Source organism: Enterobacter sp. 200527-13, assembly GCF_027924865.1.
Taxonomy (GTDB): Bacteria; Pseudomonadota; Gammaproteobacteria; order Enterobacterales; family Enterobacteriaceae; genus Enterobacter; species Enterobacter ludwigii.
In genome coordinates, this window is sequence record NZ_BSCM01000004.1 from 336,210 (window position 1) to 358,549 (window position 22,340).

The 22,340-nt window shown below is 53.9% G+C and carries 22 protein-coding genes; 12 read left to right on the forward strand and 10 right to left on the reverse strand.

The features are described 5' to 3' along the window. Positions 1-13: 13 nt before the first annotated feature. Positions 14-1,426, reverse strand: a complete 1,413-nt coding sequence (uxaC, locus tag QMG44_RS16400; RefSeq protein ID WP_040018780.1) for a glucuronate isomerase — start codon at positions 1,424-1,426, stop codon at positions 14-16. A 473-nt stretch (positions 1,427-1,899) separates the two neighbouring features. Between uxaC and QMG44_RS16405 the strand changes: the two genes are divergently transcribed. The 11 genes from QMG44_RS16405 (at position 1,900) to QMG44_RS16455 (ending at position 9,158) form a co-directional block, all read left to right on the forward strand. Next, positions 1,900-3,198, forward strand: coding sequence for an MFS transporter (locus tag QMG44_RS16405; RefSeq protein ID WP_014171725.1), 1,299 nt, complete (start codon positions 1,900-1,902; stop codon positions 3,196-3,198). A 117-nt stretch (positions 3,199-3,315) separates the two neighbouring features. Continuing rightward, positions 3,316-4,092: a transcriptional regulator ExuR gene (gene exuR, locus QMG44_RS16410; protein WP_014171726.1), complete on the forward strand. Its 777-nt coding sequence runs from the start codon at positions 3,316-3,318 to the stop codon at positions 4,090-4,092. Between the two features lie 344 nt (positions 4,093-4,436). Continuing rightward, positions 4,437-5,099 (forward strand): DedA family general envelope maintenance protein YqjA, encoded by a 663-nt coding sequence (gene yqjA / locus QMG44_RS16415; protein WP_281853205.1) that lies wholly within the window; start codon positions 4,437-4,439, stop codon positions 5,097-5,099. 2 nt (positions 5,100-5,101) lie between these two features. Next, positions 5,102-5,485, forward strand: a complete 384-nt coding sequence (gene mzrA, locus QMG44_RS16420) for an EnvZ/OmpR regulon moderator MzrA (RefSeq protein WP_020883575.1) — start codon at positions 5,102-5,104, stop codon at positions 5,483-5,485. A gap of 143 nt (positions 5,486-5,628) precedes the next feature. Next, positions 5,629-5,997 (forward strand): DUF1090 domain-containing protein, encoded by a 369-nt coding sequence (locus QMG44_RS16425; RefSeq protein WP_014171729.1) that lies wholly within the window; start codon positions 5,629-5,631, stop codon positions 5,995-5,997. Positions 5,998-6,026: 29 nt separating this feature from the next. Next, positions 6,027-6,332, forward strand: a complete 306-nt coding sequence (locus tag QMG44_RS16430) for a YqjD family protein (protein ID WP_003862645.1) — start codon at positions 6,027-6,029, stop codon at positions 6,330-6,332. A gap of 1 nt (position 6,333) precedes the next feature. Continuing rightward, a complete protein-coding gene (locus tag QMG44_RS16435; protein WP_013098867.1) occupies positions 6,334-6,732 on the forward strand; it encodes a phage holin family protein in 399 nt (132 codons plus the stop codon). Further along, positions 6,729-7,025: a YqjK-like family protein gene (locus tag QMG44_RS16440; protein WP_020883574.1), complete on the forward strand. Its 297-nt coding sequence runs from the start codon at positions 6,729-6,731 to the stop codon at positions 7,023-7,025. Before QMG44_RS16435 ends, QMG44_RS16440 begins: the two co-directional genes overlap by 4 nt. A gap of 209 nt (positions 7,026-7,234) precedes the next feature. Further along, on the forward strand, positions 7,235-7,627 hold the full coding sequence (locus QMG44_RS16445; protein WP_006178691.1) for a DoxX family protein: 393 nt from the start codon (positions 7,235-7,237) through the stop codon (positions 7,625-7,627). A gap of 72 nt (positions 7,628-7,699) precedes the next feature. Further along, positions 7,700-8,686 carry a glutathione S-transferase family protein gene (locus QMG44_RS16450; RefSeq protein ID WP_020883573.1) on the forward strand — a complete coding sequence of 329 codons (987 nt, stop codon included), beginning with the start codon at positions 7,700-7,702 and terminating at the stop codon, positions 8,684-8,686. A 106-nt stretch (positions 8,687-8,792) separates the two neighbouring features. Beyond that, entirely contained in the window at positions 8,793-9,158 is a 366-nt protein-coding gene (locus tag QMG44_RS16455; RefSeq protein ID WP_014171733.1) for a DUF805 domain-containing protein, read from the forward strand. A gap of 40 nt (positions 9,159-9,198) precedes the next feature. On the opposite strand, the gene QMG44_RS16460 is transcribed toward QMG44_RS16455, so the two are convergent. After that, positions 9,199-10,101 (reverse strand): LysR family transcriptional regulator, encoded by a 903-nt coding sequence (locus QMG44_RS16460; protein WP_014171734.1) that lies wholly within the window; start codon positions 10,099-10,101, stop codon positions 9,199-9,201. Between the two features lie 103 nt (positions 10,102-10,204). On the opposite strand from QMG44_RS16460, the gene QMG44_RS16465 reads away from it, so the two are divergent. Beyond that, on the forward strand, positions 10,205-10,906 hold the full coding sequence (locus QMG44_RS16465) for a pirin family protein (protein WP_014171735.1): 702 nt from the start codon (positions 10,205-10,207) through the stop codon (positions 10,904-10,906). A 42-nt stretch (positions 10,907-10,948) separates the two neighbouring features. Here QMG44_RS16465 and QMG44_RS16470 read toward each other — a convergent pair whose 3' ends face one another. The 8 genes from QMG44_RS16470 to tdcA all read right to left on the reverse strand — a co-directional run bounded on the left by QMG44_RS16470 (position 10,949) and on the right by tdcA (position 21,344). After that, positions 10,949-12,250: a serine dehydratase subunit alpha family protein gene (locus QMG44_RS16470; protein WP_086532080.1), complete on the reverse strand. Its 1,302-nt coding sequence runs from the start codon at positions 12,248-12,250 to the stop codon at positions 10,949-10,951. A gap of 20 nt (positions 12,251-12,270) precedes the next feature. Then, positions 12,271-13,602: an amino acid permease gene (locus QMG44_RS16475; protein WP_025202948.1), complete on the reverse strand. Its 1,332-nt coding sequence runs from the start codon at positions 13,600-13,602 to the stop codon at positions 12,271-12,273. Between the two features lie 262 nt (positions 13,603-13,864). Further along, on the reverse strand, positions 13,865-14,275 hold the full coding sequence (locus QMG44_RS16480) for a Spy/CpxP family protein refolding chaperone (RefSeq protein ID WP_014171738.1): 411 nt from the start codon (positions 14,273-14,275) through the stop codon (positions 13,865-13,867). Between the two features lie 151 nt (positions 14,276-14,426). Next, a complete protein-coding gene (gene pflB / locus QMG44_RS16485) occupies positions 14,427-16,721 on the reverse strand; it encodes a formate C-acetyltransferase (RefSeq protein WP_086532079.1) in 2,295 nt (764 codons plus the stop codon). A 15-nt stretch (positions 16,722-16,736) separates the two neighbouring features. Then, positions 16,737-17,945, reverse strand: a complete 1,209-nt coding sequence (gene tdcD / locus QMG44_RS16490) for a propionate kinase (protein WP_086532078.1) — start codon at positions 17,943-17,945, stop codon at positions 16,737-16,739. 30 nt (positions 17,946-17,975) lie between these two features. Continuing rightward, entirely contained in the window at positions 17,976-19,307 is a 1,332-nt protein-coding gene (gene tdcC, locus QMG44_RS16495; RefSeq protein WP_014171741.1) for a threonine/serine transporter TdcC, read from the reverse strand. A gap of 10 nt (positions 19,308-19,317) precedes the next feature. Further along, positions 19,318-20,307, reverse strand: a complete 990-nt coding sequence (gene tdcB, locus QMG44_RS16500; protein WP_086532908.1) for a bifunctional threonine ammonia-lyase/L-serine ammonia-lyase TdcB — start codon at positions 20,305-20,307, stop codon at positions 19,318-19,320. A 116-nt stretch (positions 20,308-20,423) separates the two neighbouring features. Then, on the reverse strand, positions 20,424-21,344 hold the full coding sequence (gene tdcA / locus QMG44_RS16505; protein WP_014171743.1) for a transcriptional regulator TdcA: 921 nt from the start codon (positions 21,342-21,344) through the stop codon (positions 20,424-20,426). Positions 21,345-22,340 lie beyond the last annotated feature (996 nt).

The following is a 22,340-nucleotide window of genomic DNA, read 5'->3' on the forward strand; positions in this document are numbered from 1 at the left end:
ACCTCAAACGGCCTTAGTTCAGTTCAATGGCGAAGTAGTCGCGCGCATTGTTAAAGCAGATGTTTCTCACCATTTCGCCCAGCAGCTGAATATCGGCAGGGGCCTCACCCGCGGTCACCCAGCGGCCAATCATCTGGCACAGAATGCGGCGGAAATATTCGTGGCGCGTGTAAGAAAGGAAGCTACGGCTGTCGGTCAGCATGCCCACAAAGCGGCTTAACAGACCCAGCTGCGCCAGCTGCGTCATTTGACGCTCCATCCCGTCTTTCTGGTCATTGAACCACCAGCCGGAACCGAACTGCATCTTGCCTGGCATACCTTCACCCTGGAAGTTACCGATCATGGTACCCAGCACTTCGTTATCGCGCGGGTTCAGACAGTAGAGAATGGTTTTTGGCAGCAGATTTTGCTCGTTCTGTTTGCTCAGCAGCTTAGAGAGTTCTTCCGCAAGCGGGCGATCGTTGATGGAGTCGAAGCCCACGTCCGCGCCCAGCAGTTTAAACTGACGCTGGTTGTTATTGCGCAGGGCACCAATGTGGTATTGCTGCACCCAACCGCGGCGAGCATATTCCGCACCGAGGAAGACCAGCACCGCCGTTTTGAACTGTGCCACTTCGTGCTCGCTCAGGGATTCACCGGACAGGCGACGTGCCAGAATGCTATCAAGCTCAGCTTCATTTGATTCCGCAAACATCACCACATCCAGCGCGTGGTCAGAGACTTTACAGCCGTGTGCCGCGAAGTGGTCCAGACGTTTGGTCAGCGCGCTCTGCAGGTCTGCAAAACGACGAATGTCGGTGTCAGACACTTCCGCCAGCTTCGCCATGTAATCATTGAACGTCGCCTGTTCGATATTAAAGGCTTTATCCGGACGCCAGCTTGGCAGCACTTTAATATCAAACGAGGTATCGCGGGCGACCACCGCGTGATGTTCCAGGGAGTCAATCGGATCGTCAGTGGTCCCCACCATCTTCACGTTCATCTGCTTCATGATACCGCGGGCGGAGAAGGTATCCTGCGCCAGTAATTCATTGCACCGATCCCAGATTTCATCGGCGGTAGCCGGGGAGAGCAGCTTTCCGGTGATGCCGAACGGACGGCGCAGCTCAAGGTGCGTCCAGTGATATAACGGGTTGCCGATGGTGTGCGGAACGGTCGCCGCCCAGGCGTCAAACTTCTCGCGGTCGCTTGCATCACCGGTACACAGGCGCTCCGCCACGCCGTTGGTGCGCATCGCACGCCATTTGTAGTGGTCACCTTTCAGCCAGATGTCATACAGGTTTTTGAAACGGTAATTTTCGGCAACCTGCTGCGGCGGTAAATGGCAGTGGTAGTCGAAAATTGGCTGGTCTTTGGCGTAGTCGTGGTACAGGCGGCGAGCAAATTCGGTATCTAACAGAAAATCTTCGGTCATAAACGGTGTCATTATCGTCTTCCTCGTAACGAGAGCGTCAGAAAGCTTATGCTCAGATGCTGCAAAGTTATCACACCAATTTCCAGAGACAGAACATTTTTTCGTGAGTTAGATCAATAAACGCAGACAAATTAATTACCTCAAATGAGGTAAACCCTTCGCCAGGCCGCGCCAGAACTGGCTTTATCCGTAACACATAATGTCCCTACAAATAATCATGCATTTGTGATGTCACTCACCTTTTAAAGTTGTATGACAAGTTATCTTTTCGCCGTCGCAAACACTAAGCCGACGGAATGCATTCCCGGTGTGAAAACATCGGTTTTAACGGTACGGATACCGACTTATGCACGCTTACTTATGGCAAGGTTCGGGCCGTTCCGGGACATCTCCCGGTTATGCCCCTCCCGTTACACAACCGCTCCCGGACACGGTCGAGAGGTTGCCGTGCAAGGCACGGAATTAACATAACGATGAGGTTTTAGATGCGTAAAATTAAAGGGTTACGTTGGTATATGATCGCACTGGTGACGTTAGGCACCGTGCTGGGCTACCTGACACGTAACACCGTGGCAGCCGCAGCCCCGACGTTGATGGAAGAGCTGCATATCTCCACTCAGCAATATTCCTACATCATTGCTGCTTATTCCGCGGCTTACACCATCATGCAGCCTGTCGCAGGCTATGTTCTGGATATTCTCGGGACCAAAATCGGCTACGCCTTCTTCGCCATCGCCTGGGCTATTTTCTGCGGCGCCACGGCGCTGGCGGGCAGCTGGGGCGGTCTGGCGCTGGCACGTGGTGCGGTAGGTGCGGCGGAAGCGGCAATGATCCCGGCCGGGCTGAAAGCCAGCTCTGAGTGGTTCCCGGCGAAAGAGCGTTCTATTGCCGTCGGCTATTTCAACGTCGGTTCTTCCATCGGTGCGATGATTGCACCACCGCTGGTGGTGTGGGCTATCGTGATGCACAGCTGGCAGATGGCGTTCATTATCTCTGGTGTACTGAGCTTTGCGTGGGCCATGGCGTGGCTGATTTTCTATAAACACCCGCGCGATCAGAAAAAACTGTCTGAAGACGAACGCGAATACATCATTGGGGGTCAGGAAGCTCAGCATCAGACCAACAACGGCAAAAAAATGACGGTCTGGCAGATTCTGGGTACCCGTCAGTTCTGGGGTATCGCCCTGCCGCGCTTCCTCGCCGAACCCGCCTGGGGGACCTTCAACGCCTGGATCCCGCTGTTCATGTTTAAGGTCTACGGCTTTAACCTGAAAGAGATTGCGATGTTCGCGTGGATGCCAATGCTGTTTGCCGATCTGGGCTGTATCGTGGGCGGTTATCTGCCACCGCTGTTCCAGCGCTGGTTTGGCGTGAACCTGATCGTTTCCCGTAAAATGGTCGTGACGATGGGCGCAGTGCTGATGATTGGCCCGGGCATGATCGGCCTTTTCACCAGCCCGTATGTGGCAATCGCCCTGCTGTGCGTCGGTGGTTTTGCTCACCAGTCACTGTCCGGCGCGCTGATTACACTCTCTTCTGACGTCTTCGGGCGTAACGAAGTGGCTACCGCTAACGGCCTGACCGGTATGGCTGCCTGGACGGCGAGCACCCTGTTTGCTCTGGTGGTCGGTGCGCTGGCGGACACCATCGGCTTCAGCCCGCTGTTTGCCGTACTGGCTATCTTCGACCTGATGGGTGCAGTGGTTATCTGGACGGTGCTGAAAAGTAAGTCGGCAGAAGAGGTGCTAAAAGAGTCCCTGGGGGGACCGGCAACGCAAAGTTAGCGCCCCTCCTGATGTCACAGAAGCCGCCTCCGGGCGGCTTTTTTCATGGCAAAATCTGGAGACTGGCACGCAAAAGTGGTATAACAAATAATCCGCCGTACCCTGCCTGGAGCGCATATGGAAATCACCGAACCACGTCGTTTATATCAACAACTTGCTGCCGAGCTGAAAGATCGCATCGAGCAAGGTGTCTACCTTGTCGGTGATAAACTCCCCGCTGAGCGCTTTATCGCTGATGAAAAAAGCGTAAGCCGCACCGTGGTGCGTGAAGCGATTATCATGCTGGAAGTGGAAGGCTACGTTGAAGTTCGCAAAGGCTCCGGCATTCACGTGATTTCTAATCAGCCGAAACACTCCCCGGTCGCCGACGAAAGTCTCGAATTCGCCAGCTACGGTCCGTTTGAACTGCTCCAGGCGCGCCAGCTTATCGAAAGCAATATTGCGGAATTTGCAGCGACTCAGGTGACCAAGCAGGACATCATGAAGCTGATGGAAATCCAGGAAAACGCGCGCAAGGAAAAATGTTTCCGTGATTCAGAGTGGGACCTGCAGTTCCACGTTCAGGTCGCGCTGGCAACGCAAAACACGGCGCTGGCGGCAATCGTGGAAAAAATGTGGACTCAGCGCGTTCACAACCCGTACTGGAAAAAACTGCACGATCACATCGATTCCCGCACCGTGGATAACTGGTGCGACGATCACGATCAGATCCTTAAAGCGCTGATTCGCAAAGATCCCCATGCGGCAAAACTGGCGATGTGGCAGCACCTGGAAAACACCAAGCAGATGCTGTTCAATGAAACCAGCGATGACTTCGAATTTAACGCTGACCGCTATCTTTTTGCCGATAATCCTGTCGTTCATCTCGATACGGCAGCCAGTGCGGCAAAATAGTTGACCTTTTCGCTGGCAGGCGCTTCGCTGCGCCTTCTGGCAGAGGTGGGTAAGCAAAACATATATAGTGTCAGCCTTTGTAAATCCCCTCGCTCCCCTCCATGGCTTACGCCAAAATCATCACACCCCTGCAAATTCTGTGACGCAGAACCTTGGGCTTTGTTACAATTGGATTCAATTCGTTATTTTGTAAGTTAGTGCTTGCTAACCAGCCAATTAACAGGGAACAGTGTTGGCCACACCTCAATGTGTCCGCGAGCGACCATAATGAAATCACAACAATGTCGCCGTGCTGTTTGTCCCGGATAACAGGCGTGACGTTAACCGATTTCCAGGAACACTGAATGGAACTTTTGACCCAACTACTGCATGCCCTCTGGGCGCAGGATTTTGAAACGCTGGCCAACCCTTCCATGATTGGCATGCTCTACTTCGCCTTATTTATGATTCTGTTCCTTGAGAACGGTTTACTGCCTGCCGCCTTTTTACCTGGCGACAGCTTACTGGTGCTCGTCGGCGTGCTGTGTGCCAAAGGGGCAATGGCCTTTCCGCAAACCATTTTATTACTGACCATCGCCGCCAGCCTTGGCTGCTGGGTGAGCTATATCCAGGGACGATGGCTGGGCAATACGCGTCTGGTGCAGAACTGGCTCTCCCACCTTCCTGCGCATTATCACCAGCGGGCGCACCATCTTTTCCATAAGCACGGTCTTTCCGCGCTCCTGATCGGCCGTTTCATCGCCTTTGTACGCACCCTGCTGCCTACCATTGCGGGTCTTTCCGGATTAAGCAGCACCCGTTTCCAGTTCTTCAACTGGATGAGCGGCCTGCTGTGGGTTCTGATCCTGACCACGCTGGGCTATGCGCTGGGCAAAACGCCGGTCTTCATGAAATATGAAGATCAGCTCATGTCCTGCCTGATGCTGTTACCGGTGGTTCTGCTGGTCTTTGGTCTGGTCGGTTCGCTGGTGGTGCTGTGGAAGAAGAAATACGGGGCCAGAGGTTAACGATGGTTATCTCACCGCTTGCCGTGCGCCGTTTTGCCGTGGCCATGATTGCCCTGGGGTTGCTCAGCCTCATGTTCCTGGCCTGGACGACGCTTTCGCATCAGGAATCGACGCTGGCCATTCGTCCGGTGAGTCAGGGTGTCAGCGTGCCTGACGGTTTTTCGGTGTGGCATCATCTTGATGCCAACGGCATCCGCTTTAAGAGCATCACCCCGCAGGACGATGTTTTACTGATTAAGTTTGATTCCCGTGCGCAAAGTGCCGCCGCGAAAGTGGTGCTCGACCGTACGCTGCCGCACGGTTATATCATTGCCCAGCAGGAAGATGACAACCAGCCTGCAGCCTGGCTGTCACTGATTCGCGATTCGTCGCATAGATTTGGATAATTACCAGGATTCCGAATCTTTTCACTCACTTTGGTGAATCCCCCGTTTACTTACTATGCTTAAGTACGCGGAGCACCCCATGAATGTACTCCGCTTGACTCTGGATAGCGGCTCACGCCGCAACACAATGGAAGGTTTCGATAATGAAATTCCGCATTACTCTGGCTCTGGCCCTTTTTTCTTTAAGCACAGCGTCCTTCGCCAACTCTCTCTGTCAGGAGAAAGAACAGGATATTCAGCGTGAGATCAGTTATGCCGAAAAGCATAACAATCAGCATCGTGTTGAGGGTCTCAAAAAAGCGCTGAGCGAAGTGAAAGCGAACTGTTCTGACAGCAAGCTACGTGCCGATCACCAGAAAAAAATCGCTGAACAGAAGGACGAGATAGCCGAGCGCCGTCACGACCTGCAGGAAGCGAAAGAGAAAGGGGATGCGGAAAAAATTGCTAAGCGCGAGAAGAAGTTGAAAGAAGCGCAGGACGACCTGAAAGCGCTGGAAGCTCGCGATTATTGAGTTAACGGAAATCTCAACAGGAGAGAATCATGTCAAAAGATACGACGTCTGAAAATCTGCGCGCTGAACTGAAATCCCTGGCCGATACCCTGGAAGAGGTGCTGAACTCCTCTGCAGATAAGTCAAAAGAAGAGGTCAGCAAACTGCGCAGCAAAGCTGAGCAGGCGCTGAAAGAGAGCCGTTATCGCCTGGGTGAAACCGGTGATGCACTGGCGAAACAGACCCGCGAAGCGGCAGCTCGCGCGGACGAATATGTTCGCGATAATCCGTGGACGGGTGTAGGGATTGGTGCCGCGGTAGGTGTGGTACTGGGTGTCCTCCTGACGCGTCGTTAATATGGAAGATCCTCGTCACGCACAAGGGCCTGCTAATAACGTCCTCGGCATCGGCCAGCGTATTCTGACGACGCTGGTCGGGATTGCCGAAACGCGCGTCCGACTGGCAGTGGTTGAACTGGAAGAGGAGAAAGCGAACCTTTTCCAGATGCTGCTGATGCTCGGGCTTACCATGCTCTTCGCCGCGTTTGGTCTGATGAGCCTGATGGTGTTAATCATCTGGGCCATTGACCCGCAATATCGACTCAATGCGATGATTGCCACCACCGTTGTTCTGCTGGTTGCGGCATTGATTGGCGGCATATGGACGATGCGTAAAGCACGCAAATCCACTTTCCTGCGCCATACGCGCCAGGAACTGGCCAACGATCGCGCCCTGCTGGAGGATGACAAGCCGTGAGCGATAAAGCCGAACGTCAGAAGCGAAAAGCATTCCTGCTCAGTCAGATCCAGCAGCAACGGCTGGATTTGTCTGCCAGTCGTCGCGACTGGGTTGACGCGACGCGTCGTTTTGACCGGGGCTGGAATACCTTCCTGAGCCTGCGCTCATGGGCGCTGGTCGGAAGCAGCGTGATGGCTATCTGGACGGTTCGTCATCCAAATATGCTGATCCGCTGGGCCCGCCGCGGCTTTGGTGCCTGGAGCGCCTGGCGTCTGGTGAAAGCGACGATTCGTCAACAACAGCTGCGTTAGTTCTTATGCCGGGTAGCGTTTCGCTTACCCGGCACACTTTCCCCCTTCCCCGTTACTCAATATCTTTGAAGAAGATTGACAGTTTTCCTTGCTAACAATTCCCATCTGCCCCGTTTACACTCCTCTCCATCAACAGCAAAGACGCGGTATCTACCCGAATTTGCACACAAATAAAGTTCAGCCGCTGATGTGGTTTTTTGGAGAGTAAAATGAAAAAATTAGAAGATGTTGGTGTTCTGGTAGCGCGTATTCTGATGCCGGTTCTGTTTATCACCGCAGGCTGGGGCAAAATCACCGGTTATGCGGGCACGCAGCAATACATGGAAGCCATGGGTGTTCCCGGGTTCCTGCTGCCACTGACTATTCTCCTTGAGTTCGGCGGCGGCCTGGCGGTACTGTTCGGCTTCCTGACCCGCACCACGGCACTGTTTACCGCAGGCTTCACCCTGCTGACGGCGTTCATCTTCCACAGTAACTTTGCGGAAGGCGTGAACTCTCTGATGTTCATGAAAAACCTGACCATCGCGGGTGGCTTCCTGCTGCTGGCCATCACTGGCCCAGGCGCATACAGCATCGACCGCGTTCTGAATAAGAAGTGGTAAGCACGCTATACTGAATGAACACAAAGCGAGGAGATATCTCCTCGCTTTTGCTTATTGACGGAGGAGAAAAAAATGGGACAACTCGTAGACGGCGTCTGGCAGGATGTCTGGTATGACACCAAATCCACCGGGGGACGCTTCAAGCGCTCTGTTTCGGCCTTCCGTAACTGGCTAACCGCCGATGGCGCACCGGGCCCAAGCGGCGAAGGCGGCTTTGCGGCTGAGAAAGACCGTTATCATCTCTATGTTTCTCTGGCCTGCCCGTGGGCGCACCGCACGCTGATTGTGCGCAAGCTGAAAGGACTCGAATCCTTAATTCCGGTTTCGGTAGTCAACCCCCTGATGCTGGAAAACGGCTGGACGTTTGACAGTGATTTCCCGGCCGCCACCGGTGATGACCTCTACCACCACGATTTTCTCTATCAGCTCTATCTGCGCGCAGATCCGCACTACACCGGACGCGTGACCGTACCCGTGCTGTGGGACAAGAAAAACCAGACCATTGTCAGCAATGAGTCCGCAGAGATCATCCGCATGTTCAACACCGCGTTTGATGCCCACGGGGCCCGCGCCGGGGATTACTATCCGGTTGAGCTGCGCGATAAGATTGATGAGTTGAACAGCTGGATTTACGACAACGTGAATAACGGGGTCTACAAGGCCGGCTTTGCCACCAGCCAGGAAGCGTATGACGACGCGGTGGGAAAAGTGTTTGAATCGCTGGAGCGTCTTGAGCAGATCCTCGGCCAGCATCGCTACCTGACGGGCGACCGCCTGACGGAAGCAGACATTCGTCTGTGGACAACGCTGGTTCGCTTTGATCCTGTTTATGTCACCCACTTCAAGTGTGATAAACACCGCATCAGCGATTACCTGAACCTGTACGGTTTCCTGCGCGATATTTATCAGATGCCGGGCATTGCTGAAACGGTCGATTTCAACCATATCCGCACCCACTATTTCCGCAGCCATAAGACCATCAACCCGACGGGTATTATCTCGGTGGGCCCGTGGCAAGACCTGGATGAACCGCACGGTCGCGACGTGCGTTTCGGATAAATATCAAGGGCATCAATTGATGCCCTTTTTTAATTCACAATCTCCATCTATCCTTACCTCGATCGCTTAAAAAACAAGTGATTGACTGACTAATGAGGCAAGGAAAATGGACTGGTATTTAAAAGTACTGCGCAACTACATTGGATTTGGTGGCCGCGCTCGCCGTAAAGAGTACTGGATGTTCGTTCTGGTGAACTTCATCCTCATCATGGTGCTGGGCATTATCGATAAAATTCTTGGCTGGGAACGAGCCGGCGGTGAAGGTGTTCTCACCACGATTTACGGCCTGCTGGTCCTGCTTCCCTCATGGGCCGTACTGTTCCGACGGCTACACGATACCGATCGTTCAGCCTGGTGGTTACTGCTGCTGCTGATCCCGATTGTGGGCTGGCTGGTCATTCTGGTCTTCAACTGCCAGGCCGGCACGCCGGGCGAAAACCGCTTCGGGCCCGATCCAAAACTCAACGCATAAAACAAAGCCCGGTGGCGTTTCGCGTACCGGGCTCGATTTTTTATTTGTTGTGATGGGCAAAGAGCTTGGGTATTTCACGCAGGCACCACGATTTGGCCTCACCCATGCTGTCGCGCCGCCACGCCATAATGATGTCCACTTCGCTGGTGTACTCCGGGCTGACCACGCGTAGCCGCCCTTCTGCAATATCTTTTTCGACAAACGGATACGGCATCGTTGCCACGCCCAGGCCCGCCAGCAACGCCTGACGTTTGTCTTCAAGCGATGTGACGGTCAGACGCGGTTGTTTATCCAGCAACTGCACCGTTAACACCGGACGCTCGCGGGCGGTATCTGCGACCGCGACCCCGCGGTACTTCACCCGCGTCACTTCCGAGAGCGGCTCCGGCTCCTGGTGAATCGGATGATCGGGTGCGGCGACATAGACGTTCATCACGCTGTAGAGCTTGCGGGAGTTGATTTCAGATGAGGAACGGAAGTGCATGTCCGGGGCAATGACGATATCCGCCCTGCCCGTCTCCAGTCGCTCCCAGGCCCCGGCCAGCACCTCGGTGATGATCGATAACTGGGTGTTTGCTTTGTCGGCCAGCCGGTTCACCAGCGGGAACAGCGCCTCGGTGGGCACCAGCGCTTCCGTCACCAGCGTCAGATGGGTTTCCCAGCCGCGCGCCAGCGCTTCGGCGTCCGTCGTCAGCTTGTCCGCCGCTTCCAGCAGGACGCGACCACGCTCCAGCAGCATCCGTCCGACGTTAGTGAATTTTGTTCGATGACCGGAGCGGTCAAAGAGCACCACGTCCAGCTCTTCCTCCAGCTTCTGCATGGTATAGCTGAGCGCAGACGGAACGCGCCCCAGTTCATCTGCCGCCGCGGCAAAACTGCCACGCCGATCAATTGCGTCCATGACGCGAAGCGCCTCAAGCGTCAATGCTCTCTCTTTAGCCATCTCGTTCTCATTCAGGAAATTTGAACATACCGGGCAGAATATCTGGCTAACAATGAAGCGTCCATACCTTTACCATTGTTTAGTGTAAAGAGAGGTCAAGTTTATGATTACGACAAGAACAGCTAAACAGTGCGGACAAGCCGATTTCGGTTGGCTGCAGGCCCGCTACACCTTTTCCTTTGGACACTACTTTGACCCTAAACTGCTCGGTTACGCTTCATTGCGCGTATTGAATCAGGAAGTGCTCGCCCCAGGCGCGTCCTTCCAGCCGCGTACGTACCCGAAAGTCGATATCCTGAACCTGATCCTGGAAGGCGAAGCAGAATACCGCGACAGCGAGGGCAATCATGTCCAGGCGAAGGCCGGCGAAGCATTATTAATCTCCACGCAGCCGGGCATCAGTTACAGCGAGCATAACCTCAGCAAAGATAAAACGCTGACCCGTATGCAGCTGTGGCTGGATGCCTGCCCTGAGCGGGAAAACCCGCTGGTACAGAAGTTAGATTTGACGGGCGACAGGCAGCAGCTGATAGCCTCCCCGGACGGCAGTCAAGGCAGCCTGCAGTTGCGCCAGCAGGTGTGGCTGCACCATATCGAACTGAAGAAAGGGGAACAGGCGAGCTTCCAGCTTCATGGTCCGCGCGCCTATCTGCAATCGATTCACGGTACGGTGCATGCGGTGACGCATACGGAAGAGAAAGAAGCGCTCACCTGCGGTGACGGGGCGTTTATTCGCGACGAAGCGAATATCACGCTGGTTGCTGATTCGCCGCTGCGCGCGCTGTTAATTGATTTACCGGTTTAACACCCGATGATCCTCTCTCCCCGGCGGGGAGAGAGGAAACCGTTACACTTTACGTGCCATAATCTCAATAATCTGCCGGTCCGTCGCCTGCATGGCGCGGCACGCCAGCGAACACAGGTTCGCGATCGACTGCTCCACATCGTGCGCCACAATCCCTTCATTGCCCGTTACAGCCGAATCATCCAGCGCCATCATCACCGCTTTCCAGGCACTGCCGACGCTGGTTGAGACCTTCATGGCACAACTGTTGGACGCGCCATCGCAGATCATCCCGCTGACATCGCCAATCATGCTGCTGATTGCCATTGAGAGCGTCTGATAGCTTCCGCCCATCAGCCAGGCCATGCCCGCCGCCGCCCCCATCGCCGCCGTGGTAGCCGCACACAGCGCTGACAGGCGCGGAAGCTGGGCGTGGATATAAATAGCCGAAAGGTGTGAAAGCATCAGCGCCCGGGCAAGGCGTTCATCATCCGCCTGGACATGTTCCGCCACCACCACAACCGGCATGGTGGCCGTGATCCCCTGGTTGCCCGATCCGGAATTGCTCATTGCTGGCAGCGTCGCCCCGCCCATTCGGGCGTCCGAGGCCGCGCTGGTGCGAATGACAATATCCGAGCCCAGATCCTGCGCTATCCATCCGCGAGCGCGCTGCTTATTGAGCGTCGCGCCAATATGCAGCCCCCATTTTCCGCTTAAACCTTCACGGGAGAGCGCATCATTTAATTGTCCGGCAGCCAGGATAAAGCGGATCGCGTCAAACGGCACCTGCTCCACAAACTCAAGGATCTGCGATAGCGTGGCGTTTGAAAGTACCGCCAGCGGGTCGTCATTCCTCTCGTCGGGTTGAGAATCAAGCGTAAAGCGGGTTTCGCCCTGACAGACAATCTCCACCACCCGCGTATGCCCACCGGCGATGGTCACCATCGCCGCGGCCTGTCCGGCGTGAACGCAGGCGCGGGAGTAGAGGATGTCATCGCACGGCTCCTGCAGCTTGACCTGCACCTGGCCGGCGTCCAGCAGCGCTTTGGCACGCACCAGCGCATCGGCAGTGGCATCTTTCAGTACCTCCAGTCCGGCGTGCGCGTTGCCGCCAATGGCCCCCAGCGCCGCCGCAATCGGCAACCCGACCATCCCGGTGCCAGGTACCGTCACGCCAAGGCCATTTTTCATCAGATTCGGTGAAACCCACGCCTCAATCTGTGTGACGTCACCCGGCAGAAGCTCCGCGGCCATCGCACAAGCCAGCGCCAGAGAGATCGGCTCGGTACACCCCAGTGCAGGTTTAACTTCCTCCTGCACCGCCCGAATAAATTGATTCCATAAAGATTGAGTTTGCTCTGACATCGTTACGACCTTGTTTGCCCTTAAGAAAACGCGAGGAAAGGAGAAACACACAGCAGCAGACCGGTGATGATAATGATCACCAGCGACACGCCTTTATATTTGTGCAGCGCCGGCACTTTGTAGACCAGCCACGCCGGAATCAAACACCCCACCATGCCGAAGATTGGGCTGCAAATAGAGGTGAAGCTCAGTACCGGCGCGTTTAACACAATCGCGCTCCATGCCAGCAGAATGGCAAACAGCATGATGCCGCGCTGTACGGTGTTTTCGTTGATTTTCTCTGCCGGCATTTTGCGGCGCAGAATGTTCATCACAATGCCCTGCGTCGCTTCACGAAAGCCCAGGTACACGCCGAAGAACGCGGTCATGACGGCAAAAATATTCAGGATAACGCTGACAATTTTGACCCAGCCGGCACCGTCGCCACTGATAAACTGCGCGGCAATTGCCAGTGCGGAAATATTCTGTTCGTAGGCTTTGACCGCCTCATCATGCCCCATTGCCAGGGTGAACGAGACCGCGTAGAAAAAGACCGTCACGAAGAGGATCGCGAAGGCGATGTTCATCGCCCGCAGCGCTTTATGGCGCGCCACTTCAACCGATTTTTCGCGTGAACGATAGGAGATCACCATCGGGCTTAATGTCTGAATAAACAGAATCGACGTTAAGGTAAACGGCAACGTGATAATCGCGTTTTTAATGAGTAGCCCCACGGGTGGCAGCATGCCCACGTTGGCTAAATGCCAGAGGCCAATCATCGACAACCCGAGCGCCGCCACCACAAATAACTTGGTCAGCACCATCAGGCTAGAGACTTTAAACAGCAGTTTCTCGCCACGGGAGGAGATCGCCACCAGGATGCAGATCAGGAACAGACCGTAGAACGGATTTTCAGAGAGCAGCCCCTCCGTCACGCCGAAGGTGTGTAAATAGGAGGCGCTGTCGTTGGTGATGGCGGTGGAGTAGACGAACATCCAGATAACCAGCATCACGAAATAGAGCGCACCCAATAAGATGCCCCAGTTCTTACCGAGGTAACCGCTGATGACGCTCGGATAATCTTTGCACTCTGGCGATTCTGCCAGCGTGTTAATAAACAGCCGCTGAAACAGGTACATGGCCGGATAGCCAATCACTGACGAAAGCAGAAACACCCACAGTCCCATCAGCCCCACCTGTACCGGGAGAAAAACAATCCCCGCGCCGATGGCCATTCCGATACTCATGATGACCCAGCCCGTATCGGTGCTGTCGAATTTAATGGCCTCCTGCCACTCGCTTTCACTCATCCCTGCCCGCTTTGCCGCGGGTGAATCGTTCACAATCACACTGCTGTTTGTTGCCGTATCCATAAGGCACTCGCTTATTTTGTAGGGTAACCAGTTGTTTTTATGGGATTCTGACCACCAGCGATAATGAGCCAGACTGCTGCAGGTGTGTGTTATTGGAATGGACAAATCATACGTGGAGAGCGGGAGAAAAAAGTCACAATATTTATAAGGCTTTTCGCAAGCGAGAGAAATAATTACTCTGATATGATGAATAATCGATGGGTTTTTCTAAAAGTGATGCCGATCAAGAAATAAAAAACCCGCGACATGCGCGGGTGTGTCATCAGTTAGCCAGCGCGTTCGCCATATCGGTTTTCACCTGTTTACGCTGCTCCGCTGTCAGAACCTGGCTGACATCAAAGTAGTATTTGACGCGGTAATAGCGGGTCTGCTCTTCAATTTTACTGAACGCGGCAAGCTGGTTTTTCACCGTGCTTTCATCCCATTTCCCGGTCTGGAACATCTCGATCAGCGCCCCGTCTTTCACGCCGGTCATCGGGATCTTGCTGACATTTTGTTCCAGCGTCTGGTGCAGCGCGTCGATCTTCTTAATCTGATCGTTGCTCAGCTTGAGGTGTTGCACCAGCGGATCCTGCGCCGGAGAGGGGGCAGCTTCAACGTCAGCGGCCTGTGCGGCAAAACTGCACGCCACCAGCGAGGCAGCAACCAGGGTGATACGGGTCATTTTCATCATCTTACTGTCCTTACATACTGTTTCAGGGGAAAAGCAGGCGCATTGTTTTTCAGAAGCGGATGAAGATGTGTGAGTAATTATATAAACATTTTTGTATGTTCCGCGGACAAAAAAGCCCCCTTAACCAAAGGGGGCCTGTTTCAGACGACGATCACAGTGCCTGGGTAAACGTCCTTGAGATCACGTCCTGCTGCTGCTCGCGCGTCAGCGCATTAAAGCGCACCGCATACCCTGAGACACGAATGGTCAGGTTGGGATAGTTCTCCGGGTGCTCAATCGCCTCCATCAGCATCTCCCGGTTCATGACGTTAACGTTGAGGTGCTGTCCCCCCTCAATGGCCGCTTCGTGGTGGAAATACCCGTCCAGCAGCCCGACAAGGTTGGTTTTGCGCACTCTCTCATCCTTGCCCAGCGCCTGAGGCACGATGGAGAAGGTGTAAGAGATCCCGTCTTTCGCATAGGTAAACGGCAGCTTAGCGACGGAGGTTAACGAGGCCACCGCCCCTTTCCTGTCTCGTCCGTGCATCGGGTTCGCGCCCGGTGCGAATGGCGTACCGCCGCGGCGTCCGTCCGGCGTATTGCCGGTCTTCTGGCCGTAGACCACATTCGACGTAATGGTCAGGATCGACTGGGTCGGCACCGCGTTGCGGTAGGTCGGCAGCGCCTGAATTTTCTTCATAAAGCGTTCCACCAGGTCACAGGCAATGCTGTCCACACGGTCATCATTGTTACCGTACTGCGGGTAGTCCCCTTCAATCACAAAATCGACCGCCAGGCCGGTATGGTCGCGTACGGGTTTTACCGTGGCGTATTTGATGGCGGACAGCGAGTCCGCCGCCACCGACAACCCGGCGATACCGCAGGCCATGGTGCGGTAAACGTCCCGGTCGTGCAGCGCCATCAGCGAGGCTTCGTAGCTGTACTTATCGTGCATGTAATGAATGAGATTCAGCGCGCTAATATACTGCACCGCCAGCCAGTCCATAAAGTGATCCAGACTCGCCATTACGGTGTCGTAATCCAGCACCTCATCCAGCAGCGGCGCGGTTTTCGGCCCGACCTGGATCTTCAGCTTCTCATCCACCCCGCCGTTGATCGCGTACAGCAGCGTTTTCGCCAGGTTAGCGCGGGCGCCAAAGAACTGCATTTGCTTGCCGATCACCATCGGGCTGACGCAGCAGGCAATAGCGTAGTCGTCGCTGTTGAAATCTACGCGCATCAGGTCGTCGTTCTCATACTGCAGCGACGAGGTGTCGATCGACATCTGTGCAGCGTACTTCTTGAATGCGACGGGCAGTTGTTCGGACCACAGGATCGTCAGGTTTGGCTCCGGTGCAGGTCCCATCGTGTGCAGGGTATACAGGTAACGGAAGCTGTTTTTGGTGACCAGCGTGCGGCCATCCAGCCCCATTCCGCCAATCACTTCGGTGGCCCAGACAGGATCGCCGGAGAAGAGCGTGTCGAACTCCGGAGTACGCAGGAAGCGCACCATGCGGATCTTCATGATGAAATGATCGATCAGTTCCTGCGCCTGGATCTCACTCAGGCGACCCGCCTGCATATCGCGTTCGAGATAAATATCCAGGAACGAGGCCGTGCGTCCCAACGACATCGCCCCGCCGTTCTGGGATTTCACCGCGGCCAGATAGGCAAAGTAAACCCACTGTACCGCTTCCTGCGCATTCATCGCCGGGCGAGAAATATCGAAGCCATAGTTCGCTGCCATCTGCTGGATCTGCAGCAGTGCGCGTTTGTGTTCCGCCAGCTCTTCACGCAGGCGGATCGTCGCCTCCAGATCTTCACCCCGTTCGAGTTTGCCCTGCAGATCCGCGAACTGGCGCTCACGCTCGTGCACCAGATAGCGGATACCGTACAGCGCCACGCGGCGGTAATCGCCGATGATGCGCCCGCGTCCGTAGCCGTCCGGTAGCCCGGTCAGCACGCCTGATTTACGGCAGCGCATCATCTCGGGGGAGTAAACGTCAAAGACCCCCTGATTATGGGTTTTGCGCAGTTCGGTAAAGAGATATTCGAACTGCGGATCCATCTCACGGCCATAGGCTTCGAATGAGCTGCGGATCATATTGATCCCGCCGTACGGATGCAGCGCACGTTTGAGCGGCTTATCGGTTTGCAGGCCGACGATCGTCTCCAGCTGCTGGTCAATATAGCCCGGTCCGTGGGCCGTGATGGTAGTGGCAATGTTGGTGTCAAAATCCACCGGCGCATGGGTGGCATTCTCCTGCCGAATGCCCACCATTACCTTCTCCCAGAGCGCCGTCGTTGCTGGCGTCGCCTGCGCGAGGAAAGTTTCGTCGCCTTCATAAGGGGTATAGTTATGCTGAATAAAATCGCGCACGTTGACGGTGTCTTTCCATTCTTCACCGCGAAATCCGGCCCATGCGTCGCTGTAAGGGGCAACGCGCGTATCGATTGCTACTTTCATGAATTTCTCGCTCTGTCAGGCATAAGCCGCAGCCGGAGTGACCTTCCCAAGACGGAGGGCATCCAGCGCGATCATTTTTTCTTCGTTGGTTGGGATCACCGCGCAGACCACGCGGGACGAATCGGTGGTGATCACGCGCTCACCTGCGCTACCCGGCAGGGCGTTTTTGGCTTCATCGAGGGTGATGCCAAAGACGGCCAGATGTTCCGCCACCAGCGTGCGGATCAGTCTGGAGTTCTCACCAATCCCGCCGGTGAACACCACACCGTCCAGGCGGTGTAACGACGCCGCGTGCCCGGCAATATGCCGTGCGATACGGTGAACAAAGGTCTGGATCGCCAGCTGTGCCCGCTGATGTCCCTCATGCCAGGCCTTTTCGAGGGTTCGCAGATCGGAGGATATTCCCGAGATCCCCAGCAGGCCGGACTCTTTATTGACGACGCGTTCCAGATCCTCAAATGACTGTCCGGTCTGTTGGGCTATCCAGGCCATGGCGCCGAAATCAACGTCGCCACAGCGGGTCCCCATGATCAGCCCTTCCAGCGGCGTCATGCCCATGGAGGTATCCACGCTCTCACCATTGCGTACCGCGCAGATGGATGCCCCATTGCCGAGATGGGCAATCACCAGCCCGCTGTCCTCAGGCGAAATCCCGAGCAGGGCATGCGCCTGCCCGGCAACGTAGCGGTGGGACGTACCGTGGAAGCCATAGCGCCGCACGCCAAGCTCTTCAAAATAGCGGTACGGCAGCCCGTACAGATAGGCCTGCGGGGCCAGCGTCTGGTGGAAGCTGGTGTCAAACACCGCCACCTGCTGTATGCCCGGAAACAGGCGTTCGGCTGCCTCGACGCCGCTTAAGTTGGCGTAGTTATGCAGCGGTGCCAGCGAGGAAACCTGACGGATCTGCTCAATAACCTGTTCCGTGATAAGGGTCGACTCGCTGAAGAGGTCGCCGCCGTGCGCAATACGATGGCCAATCAGGGCCACGCTGCTCATCAGGTCACGCTTCTCCAGCTCCAGGGCGATGGCTGCCAGCGCCCCTTCGTAGTCATGGTGAGCCAGTCTGGCTGGCTCACCCCCGTTCACGGAAATAAAGGCTTTTTCAGTGTTAATCCCGTCTGCAATGCCCGTCATCAGGGCATCACAGCTGCTGGCATCGAGTACTGAAAACTTAACAGAGGACGATCCGCAGTTAATAACCAATACAACCGGAAACTCAATCATGGTGTTACTCCGCTCTTCCTGAGCCAGGGTTTAGAACAGTTTGTAGACGATGTTCAGGATGGTCAGCAGGCCCACAACCGTGACGAAGATGTTCTCGGGTCTGCCCTTATATTTCGCCATTGCCGGCGCTTTACGAATGGCATACATCGGCAACAGGCACAGCAGAGAGGCGATGATTGGCGCCCCCATGGCTTCGATAAGGTCAAGAATGTTCGGGTTGGCATAGGCAACGACCCAGGTCGACCCCATGATGAATACCATGCTGATGGTGTTCAGTTTGCCCACGGAGACTTTCTTCTTATCGCCTTTATAACCGAACTTTAGGATCAGGCCGTTCAGCCCTTCCAGCGTGCCCAGATAGTGGCCGAAGAAGGATTTAAAGATAGCGACCAGCGCAATGATGGAGGCACCGTATTCCAGCACCGTGGCAAACGTTGATTTAGTGCCTGACATGGTCGCAAAGTGGTTCGCCAGGTAAGAGAGCACGGGAATATTCTGCGCTTTGGCATCGGCCATGTTCTGCGGCGAGAGCGTGAACAGGCAGCTAAAGGCGAAGAACATCACCACCGCAACCATCAGCAAGCTGGCGCGACCGATGATTTTGGAACATTTCTGCTCGGTAAACGCTTTACCGAACTCGGGTTCGTACTCTTCACGTTTAGAGACCACAAACGAGGAGACGATGGGCGAGAAGTTGAAGGAGAAGACCATGATGGAGATCCCCAGCCAGACCGTCACCAGAATGCCGTCATGCCCGGTAAACGCAATATCACTCAGATTGACCTGGTCAATCACCGACGAGTTCCAGTAAGGGATCAGCGACAGGGAAATCAGCACCAGGCTTGCGATAAACGGGAACACCAGGAAGCTCATCACCTTCACCATCAGGTCTTTACCAAACCAGATAACAAAGGCCATCAGCAGCAGCAGGAACAGCGCCACCACGCCGCGGTTAAGCGCGGGCAGCTGGAGCTGGTTTTCCCAGAAGGTCATAAAGGTGTTCGTAATGGTGACGCCGTAAATCCACAGCAGCGGGCAAATGGCGAAGAAGTAGAGGAACGTGATCACCACCCCACCGGTCTTACCAAAATGCTCTTCCACCGTTTCGGTGATGTTGCCAGACACGTTACTGCCGGACAGACACAGGCGCGCCAGCGCCCGGTGGCAATAAAACGCAATCGGGAAAGCGAGAACCAGCATCAGCAGGATAGGAATCAAGCCGCCGAAGCCTGCGCGAATCGGGAAGAACAGCACACCTGCGCCAATGGCGGTTCCAAACAGGCCAAGCGTCCAGGTGGTATCAGACTTACGCCAGGAGGACGTTTTTGTCTGGCCAACGATAATGCTTTCTGTGTTGCTCATAGGTCATCCTTTATGCGTCAACGAAGCCGGTAATTTGGGATACGCGGGAGAGATCGATATTGCCGCCGGAAATAATGCAGACGGTTTTACGACCCTGAATATAGTGATCAAGCTTGCCGCTTAATAACGCCGCACAGGCCAGTGCGCCAGCACCTTCTGTAACCACTTTATTTCGCTGAATGAGGGCAATCATGCTGTTACGAATTTCGTCTTCGCTGACCAGCACAATGTCATCGACTAATTCACGAACAATCTCGAAGGTTAATTTACCCGGGCGAGACACATCACATCCGTCGGCTAGTGTACCGGTAACGCGGTGGTTAATGATTTCTCCTGCCTGATACGATGCGGCCATTCCATGTACGTTTTCAGACTGCACGCCGATAATATTAATGGTCGGGTTGATGGATTTAATGGCCGTTGCAATTCCGGCAATTAAACCGCCACCGCCGATGGGTACAATCACGTTATCCACATCATACAAATCTTCGAGAATTTCCAGGCCAATGGTGCCCTGGCCGGCAATCACTTTCGGATCGTCATACGGCGGGATAAAAATGCGCCCTTCCAGCTCCACGATTTCGCTGACTTTGGCGATGGTGTCGTTGAAGTTTTCGCCGTGCAGCACCACTTCAGCCGAGTAGTCACGGGTAGCGGCGACTTTAGATTTCGGCGCGCCCATCGGCATGACCACTTTGCCGTCGATACCGAGCATTGCACAGGAGAGCGACACGCCCTGCGCGTGGTTGCCTGCAGAACAGGCGACCACGCCTTTACGTTTTTCAGCTTCGGTCAGCGAACTTAATTTATTAAACGCACCGCGGATCTTGAAGGAGCCAGTACGCTGCATATTTTCAAACTTCAGGAATATCTCACCTTTACAGCGTTCGCTGAGATAATTTGAGCGCGGCATGCCGGTTTTATATATTTTGCCTGCCAGTCGTTTTCTGGCGTCCTGAATATTTTCAATGGTCACCGGGAGATCGTAGGTAATATGCATAATATCCTCGTTATAATAATTCATTTTCTTCAGGCAAAGTCAGGGTATCAGAGCACGGATAAAATAAGCTCTGGGTGTTTTTAAACAGGTTAACGCGTTATCAGAGGGTTATTTAATCATCGTCGTCTTTCACTGGTCAGTGACGCGTATTGTTTTGCCAGTTCGACTAATACTGACGCCGATTTCTTAATTCTGTAATTTTTTGACCACACCGCAGCATAACGCGCTATGGGTAATTCATCTTCCACCGGCAGTACAATAAACTGGTCGGAACCGAATGGCGCAATCATGTCGCGGGGAATAACCGTCAGGTAATCGGCATTCAGGACAAGGTTATAAATGGTCACGACGGAATCGGTCTGGACGATGTTTTCAATGCTGATGTGATTGTCTTGCAGGGTGGTCAGAAGTTCTTTGTAGTAGCCCATATCGGTTTGCGGCATCACCCACTGTTCATCCGTGAGTGATGCCAGTGTAGTCGAGCCGGTGCACGTTCGTGATTTGTTGGCTACCAGGACAAACTCAGACTCAAACAGCGGCTCGACATGAAGATCCTGCAGCAGCATTTCATCACTTAATGTGCCGATGGCAAAATCCAGCCGGCCGTCGCGAATGGCCGGCAGGAAAGAGGACAGCTGAGCTTCGTACATCGAGACGCGCGCTTTCGGGAACACTTCCTTGAATTTTTTGATCATTTCGGACAGGAAGGTGAAGCCAATGAGCGACGGGTAACCAAAGGAGACATCCATGACGGTACTGAAACTGAGGCTGTTAATCTCGCTCACCATGTTTTTCATCTCACGGGTGATCGACTCAGAGTACGAGAGTAATACCTGGCCTGCCGCAGTCAGTTTAACGCCGGTGTTTTTGCGCACCATGACTTCAACGCCAAAGTAAGATTCGATATCGCTGATAATTTTGCTGACGGCAGGTTGCGTCAGGCCCAGTTGTCTTGCTGCAGAACCAATGGAGCCACTTTTAATGACTTCCTGAAATACCACGAGGTGCTGTGTTTTCGGTAGAATAATAGTGTTCATAATATTCTGCGCTTATTTCCCTATGACGGGGTGGATTCTACTCAATATGGCTGACGGGGGTATGTGCTGTTACTCACAATTTGCTTTTTCACACCCTTAATCAGCATAACGATAATCCTTTAAAACACATTATTATCAATGGGTTACATTAAAATAAATACGCCATAACGCTGATATTGATCAACAAAAAGAGCAGTAATAAATTTATTTTATGGCGATAACACAGGTAAATTTTTCGGCGTTAAAAAAATCGATAAAGACTATCTTTCAGGCAATTAAAGATTAATAAATAACCTTAATTCGTTTAAAACATTCTTTCAATTTATCAAATTTGTCTGGGGTGATTTTGCTGACTTTCGGGAAACAGTGGAATGCATCACACATTCATGAGCTAAATGTTTTTGAATTCAATATACATATATCAAATAAGAAAACATTCACGATCATAAAAGCAACATTCATAACAAATTAACAATACTGCAGAATCAGGATTATTTAGCGCGAAATTTTGTGATTACGATCGCCAGCAGATGCGAAAAAGACACTGAAGGGGTGAAAGCAGTGAAATGTGCTTAATGTCGCAAATATGATAATTGATGTCGTGTGAGCGATGCATCGGGTGGCACTTGCTTGCAATTTGCAAGGCCGATAAAAACAAAAACCCCGCCGAAGCGGGATTTTATAAAAAGTTGAAGCTGGCCGATAAGCCGCGTTCTTTCATAGAAAGCGGAGTGGACAGTCATTCATCTCATTTAGCGCAGACAGCAAAAACCCCGCCGAAGCGGGGTTTTGTAAAAAGTTGAAGCTGGCCGATAAGCCGCGTTCTTTCATAGAAAGCGGAGTGGACAGTCATTCATCTCATTTAGTGCAGATAGCAAAAACCCCGCCGTAGCGGGGTTTTGTAAGAAGGTGAAGCTGACCGATAAGCCGCGTTCTTTCATAGAAAGCGGAGTGGACAGTCATTCATCTCATTTAGTGCAGATAGCAAAAACCCCG

Coding starts and splice junctions, on each gene's coding strand:
- uxaC (WP_040018780.1), bottom strand. CDS start 1,426: ATGACACCGTTTATGACCGAAGATTTTCTGTTAGATACCGAATTTGCT.
- QMG44_RS16405 (WP_014171725.1), top strand. CDS start 1,900: ATGCGTAAAATTAAAGGGTTACGTTGGTATATGATCGCACTGGTGACG.
- QMG44_RS16450 (WP_020883573.1), top strand. CDS start 7,700: ATGGGACAACTCGTAGACGGCGTCTGGCAGGATGTCTGGTATGACACC.
- QMG44_RS16455 (WP_014171733.1), top strand. CDS start 8,793: ATGGACTGGTATTTAAAAGTACTGCGCAACTACATTGGATTTGGTGGC.
- tdcA (WP_014171743.1), bottom strand. CDS start 21,344: ATGAACACTATTATTCTACCGAAAACACAGCACCTCGTGGTATTTCAG.
- tdcC (WP_014171741.1), bottom strand. CDS start 19,307: ATGAGCAACACAGAAAGCATTATCGTTGGCCAGACAAAAACGTCCTCC.
- QMG44_RS16445 (WP_006178691.1), top strand. CDS start 7,235: ATGAAAAAATTAGAAGATGTTGGTGTTCTGGTAGCGCGTATTCTGATG.
- tdcD (WP_086532078.1), bottom strand. CDS start 17,945: ATGATTGAGTTTCCGGTTGTATTGGTTATTAACTGCGGATCGTCCTCT.
- mzrA (WP_020883575.1), top strand. CDS start 5,102: ATGGTTATCTCACCGCTTGCCGTGCGCCGTTTTGCCGTGGCCATGATT.
- QMG44_RS16425 (WP_014171729.1), top strand. CDS start 5,629: ATGAAATTCCGCATTACTCTGGCTCTGGCCCTTTTTTCTTTAAGCACA.
- QMG44_RS16475 (WP_025202948.1), bottom strand. CDS start 13,602: ATGGATACGGCAACAAACAGCAGTGTGATTGTGAACGATTCACCCGCG.
- exuR (WP_014171726.1), top strand. CDS start 3,316: ATGGAAATCACCGAACCACGTCGTTTATATCAACAACTTGCTGCCGAG.
- QMG44_RS16470 (WP_086532080.1), bottom strand. CDS start 12,250: ATGTCAGAGCAAACTCAATCTTTATGGAATCAATTTATTCGGGCGGTG.
- yqjA (WP_281853205.1), top strand. CDS start 4,437: ATGGAACTTTTGACCCAACTACTGCATGCCCTCTGGGCGCAGGATTTT.
- QMG44_RS16435 (WP_013098867.1), top strand. CDS start 6,334: ATGGAAGATCCTCGTCACGCACAAGGGCCTGCTAATAACGTCCTCGGC.
- QMG44_RS16465 (WP_014171735.1), top strand. CDS start 10,205: ATGATTACGACAAGAACAGCTAAACAGTGCGGACAAGCCGATTTCGGT.
- QMG44_RS16460 (WP_014171734.1), bottom strand. CDS start 10,101: ATGGCTAAAGAGAGAGCATTGACGCTTGAGGCGCTTCGCGTCATGGAC.
- pflB (WP_086532079.1), bottom strand. CDS start 16,721: ATGAAAGTAGCAATCGATACGCGCGTTGCCCCTTACAGCGACGCATGG.
- QMG44_RS16430 (WP_003862645.1), top strand. CDS start 6,027: ATGTCAAAAGATACGACGTCTGAAAATCTGCGCGCTGAACTGAAATCC.
- QMG44_RS16480 (WP_014171738.1), bottom strand. CDS start 14,275: ATGATGAAAATGACCCGTATCACCCTGGTTGCTGCCTCGCTGGTGGCG.
- tdcB (WP_086532908.1), bottom strand. CDS start 20,307: ATGCATATTACCTACGATCTCCCGGTGACCATTGAAAATATTCAGGAC.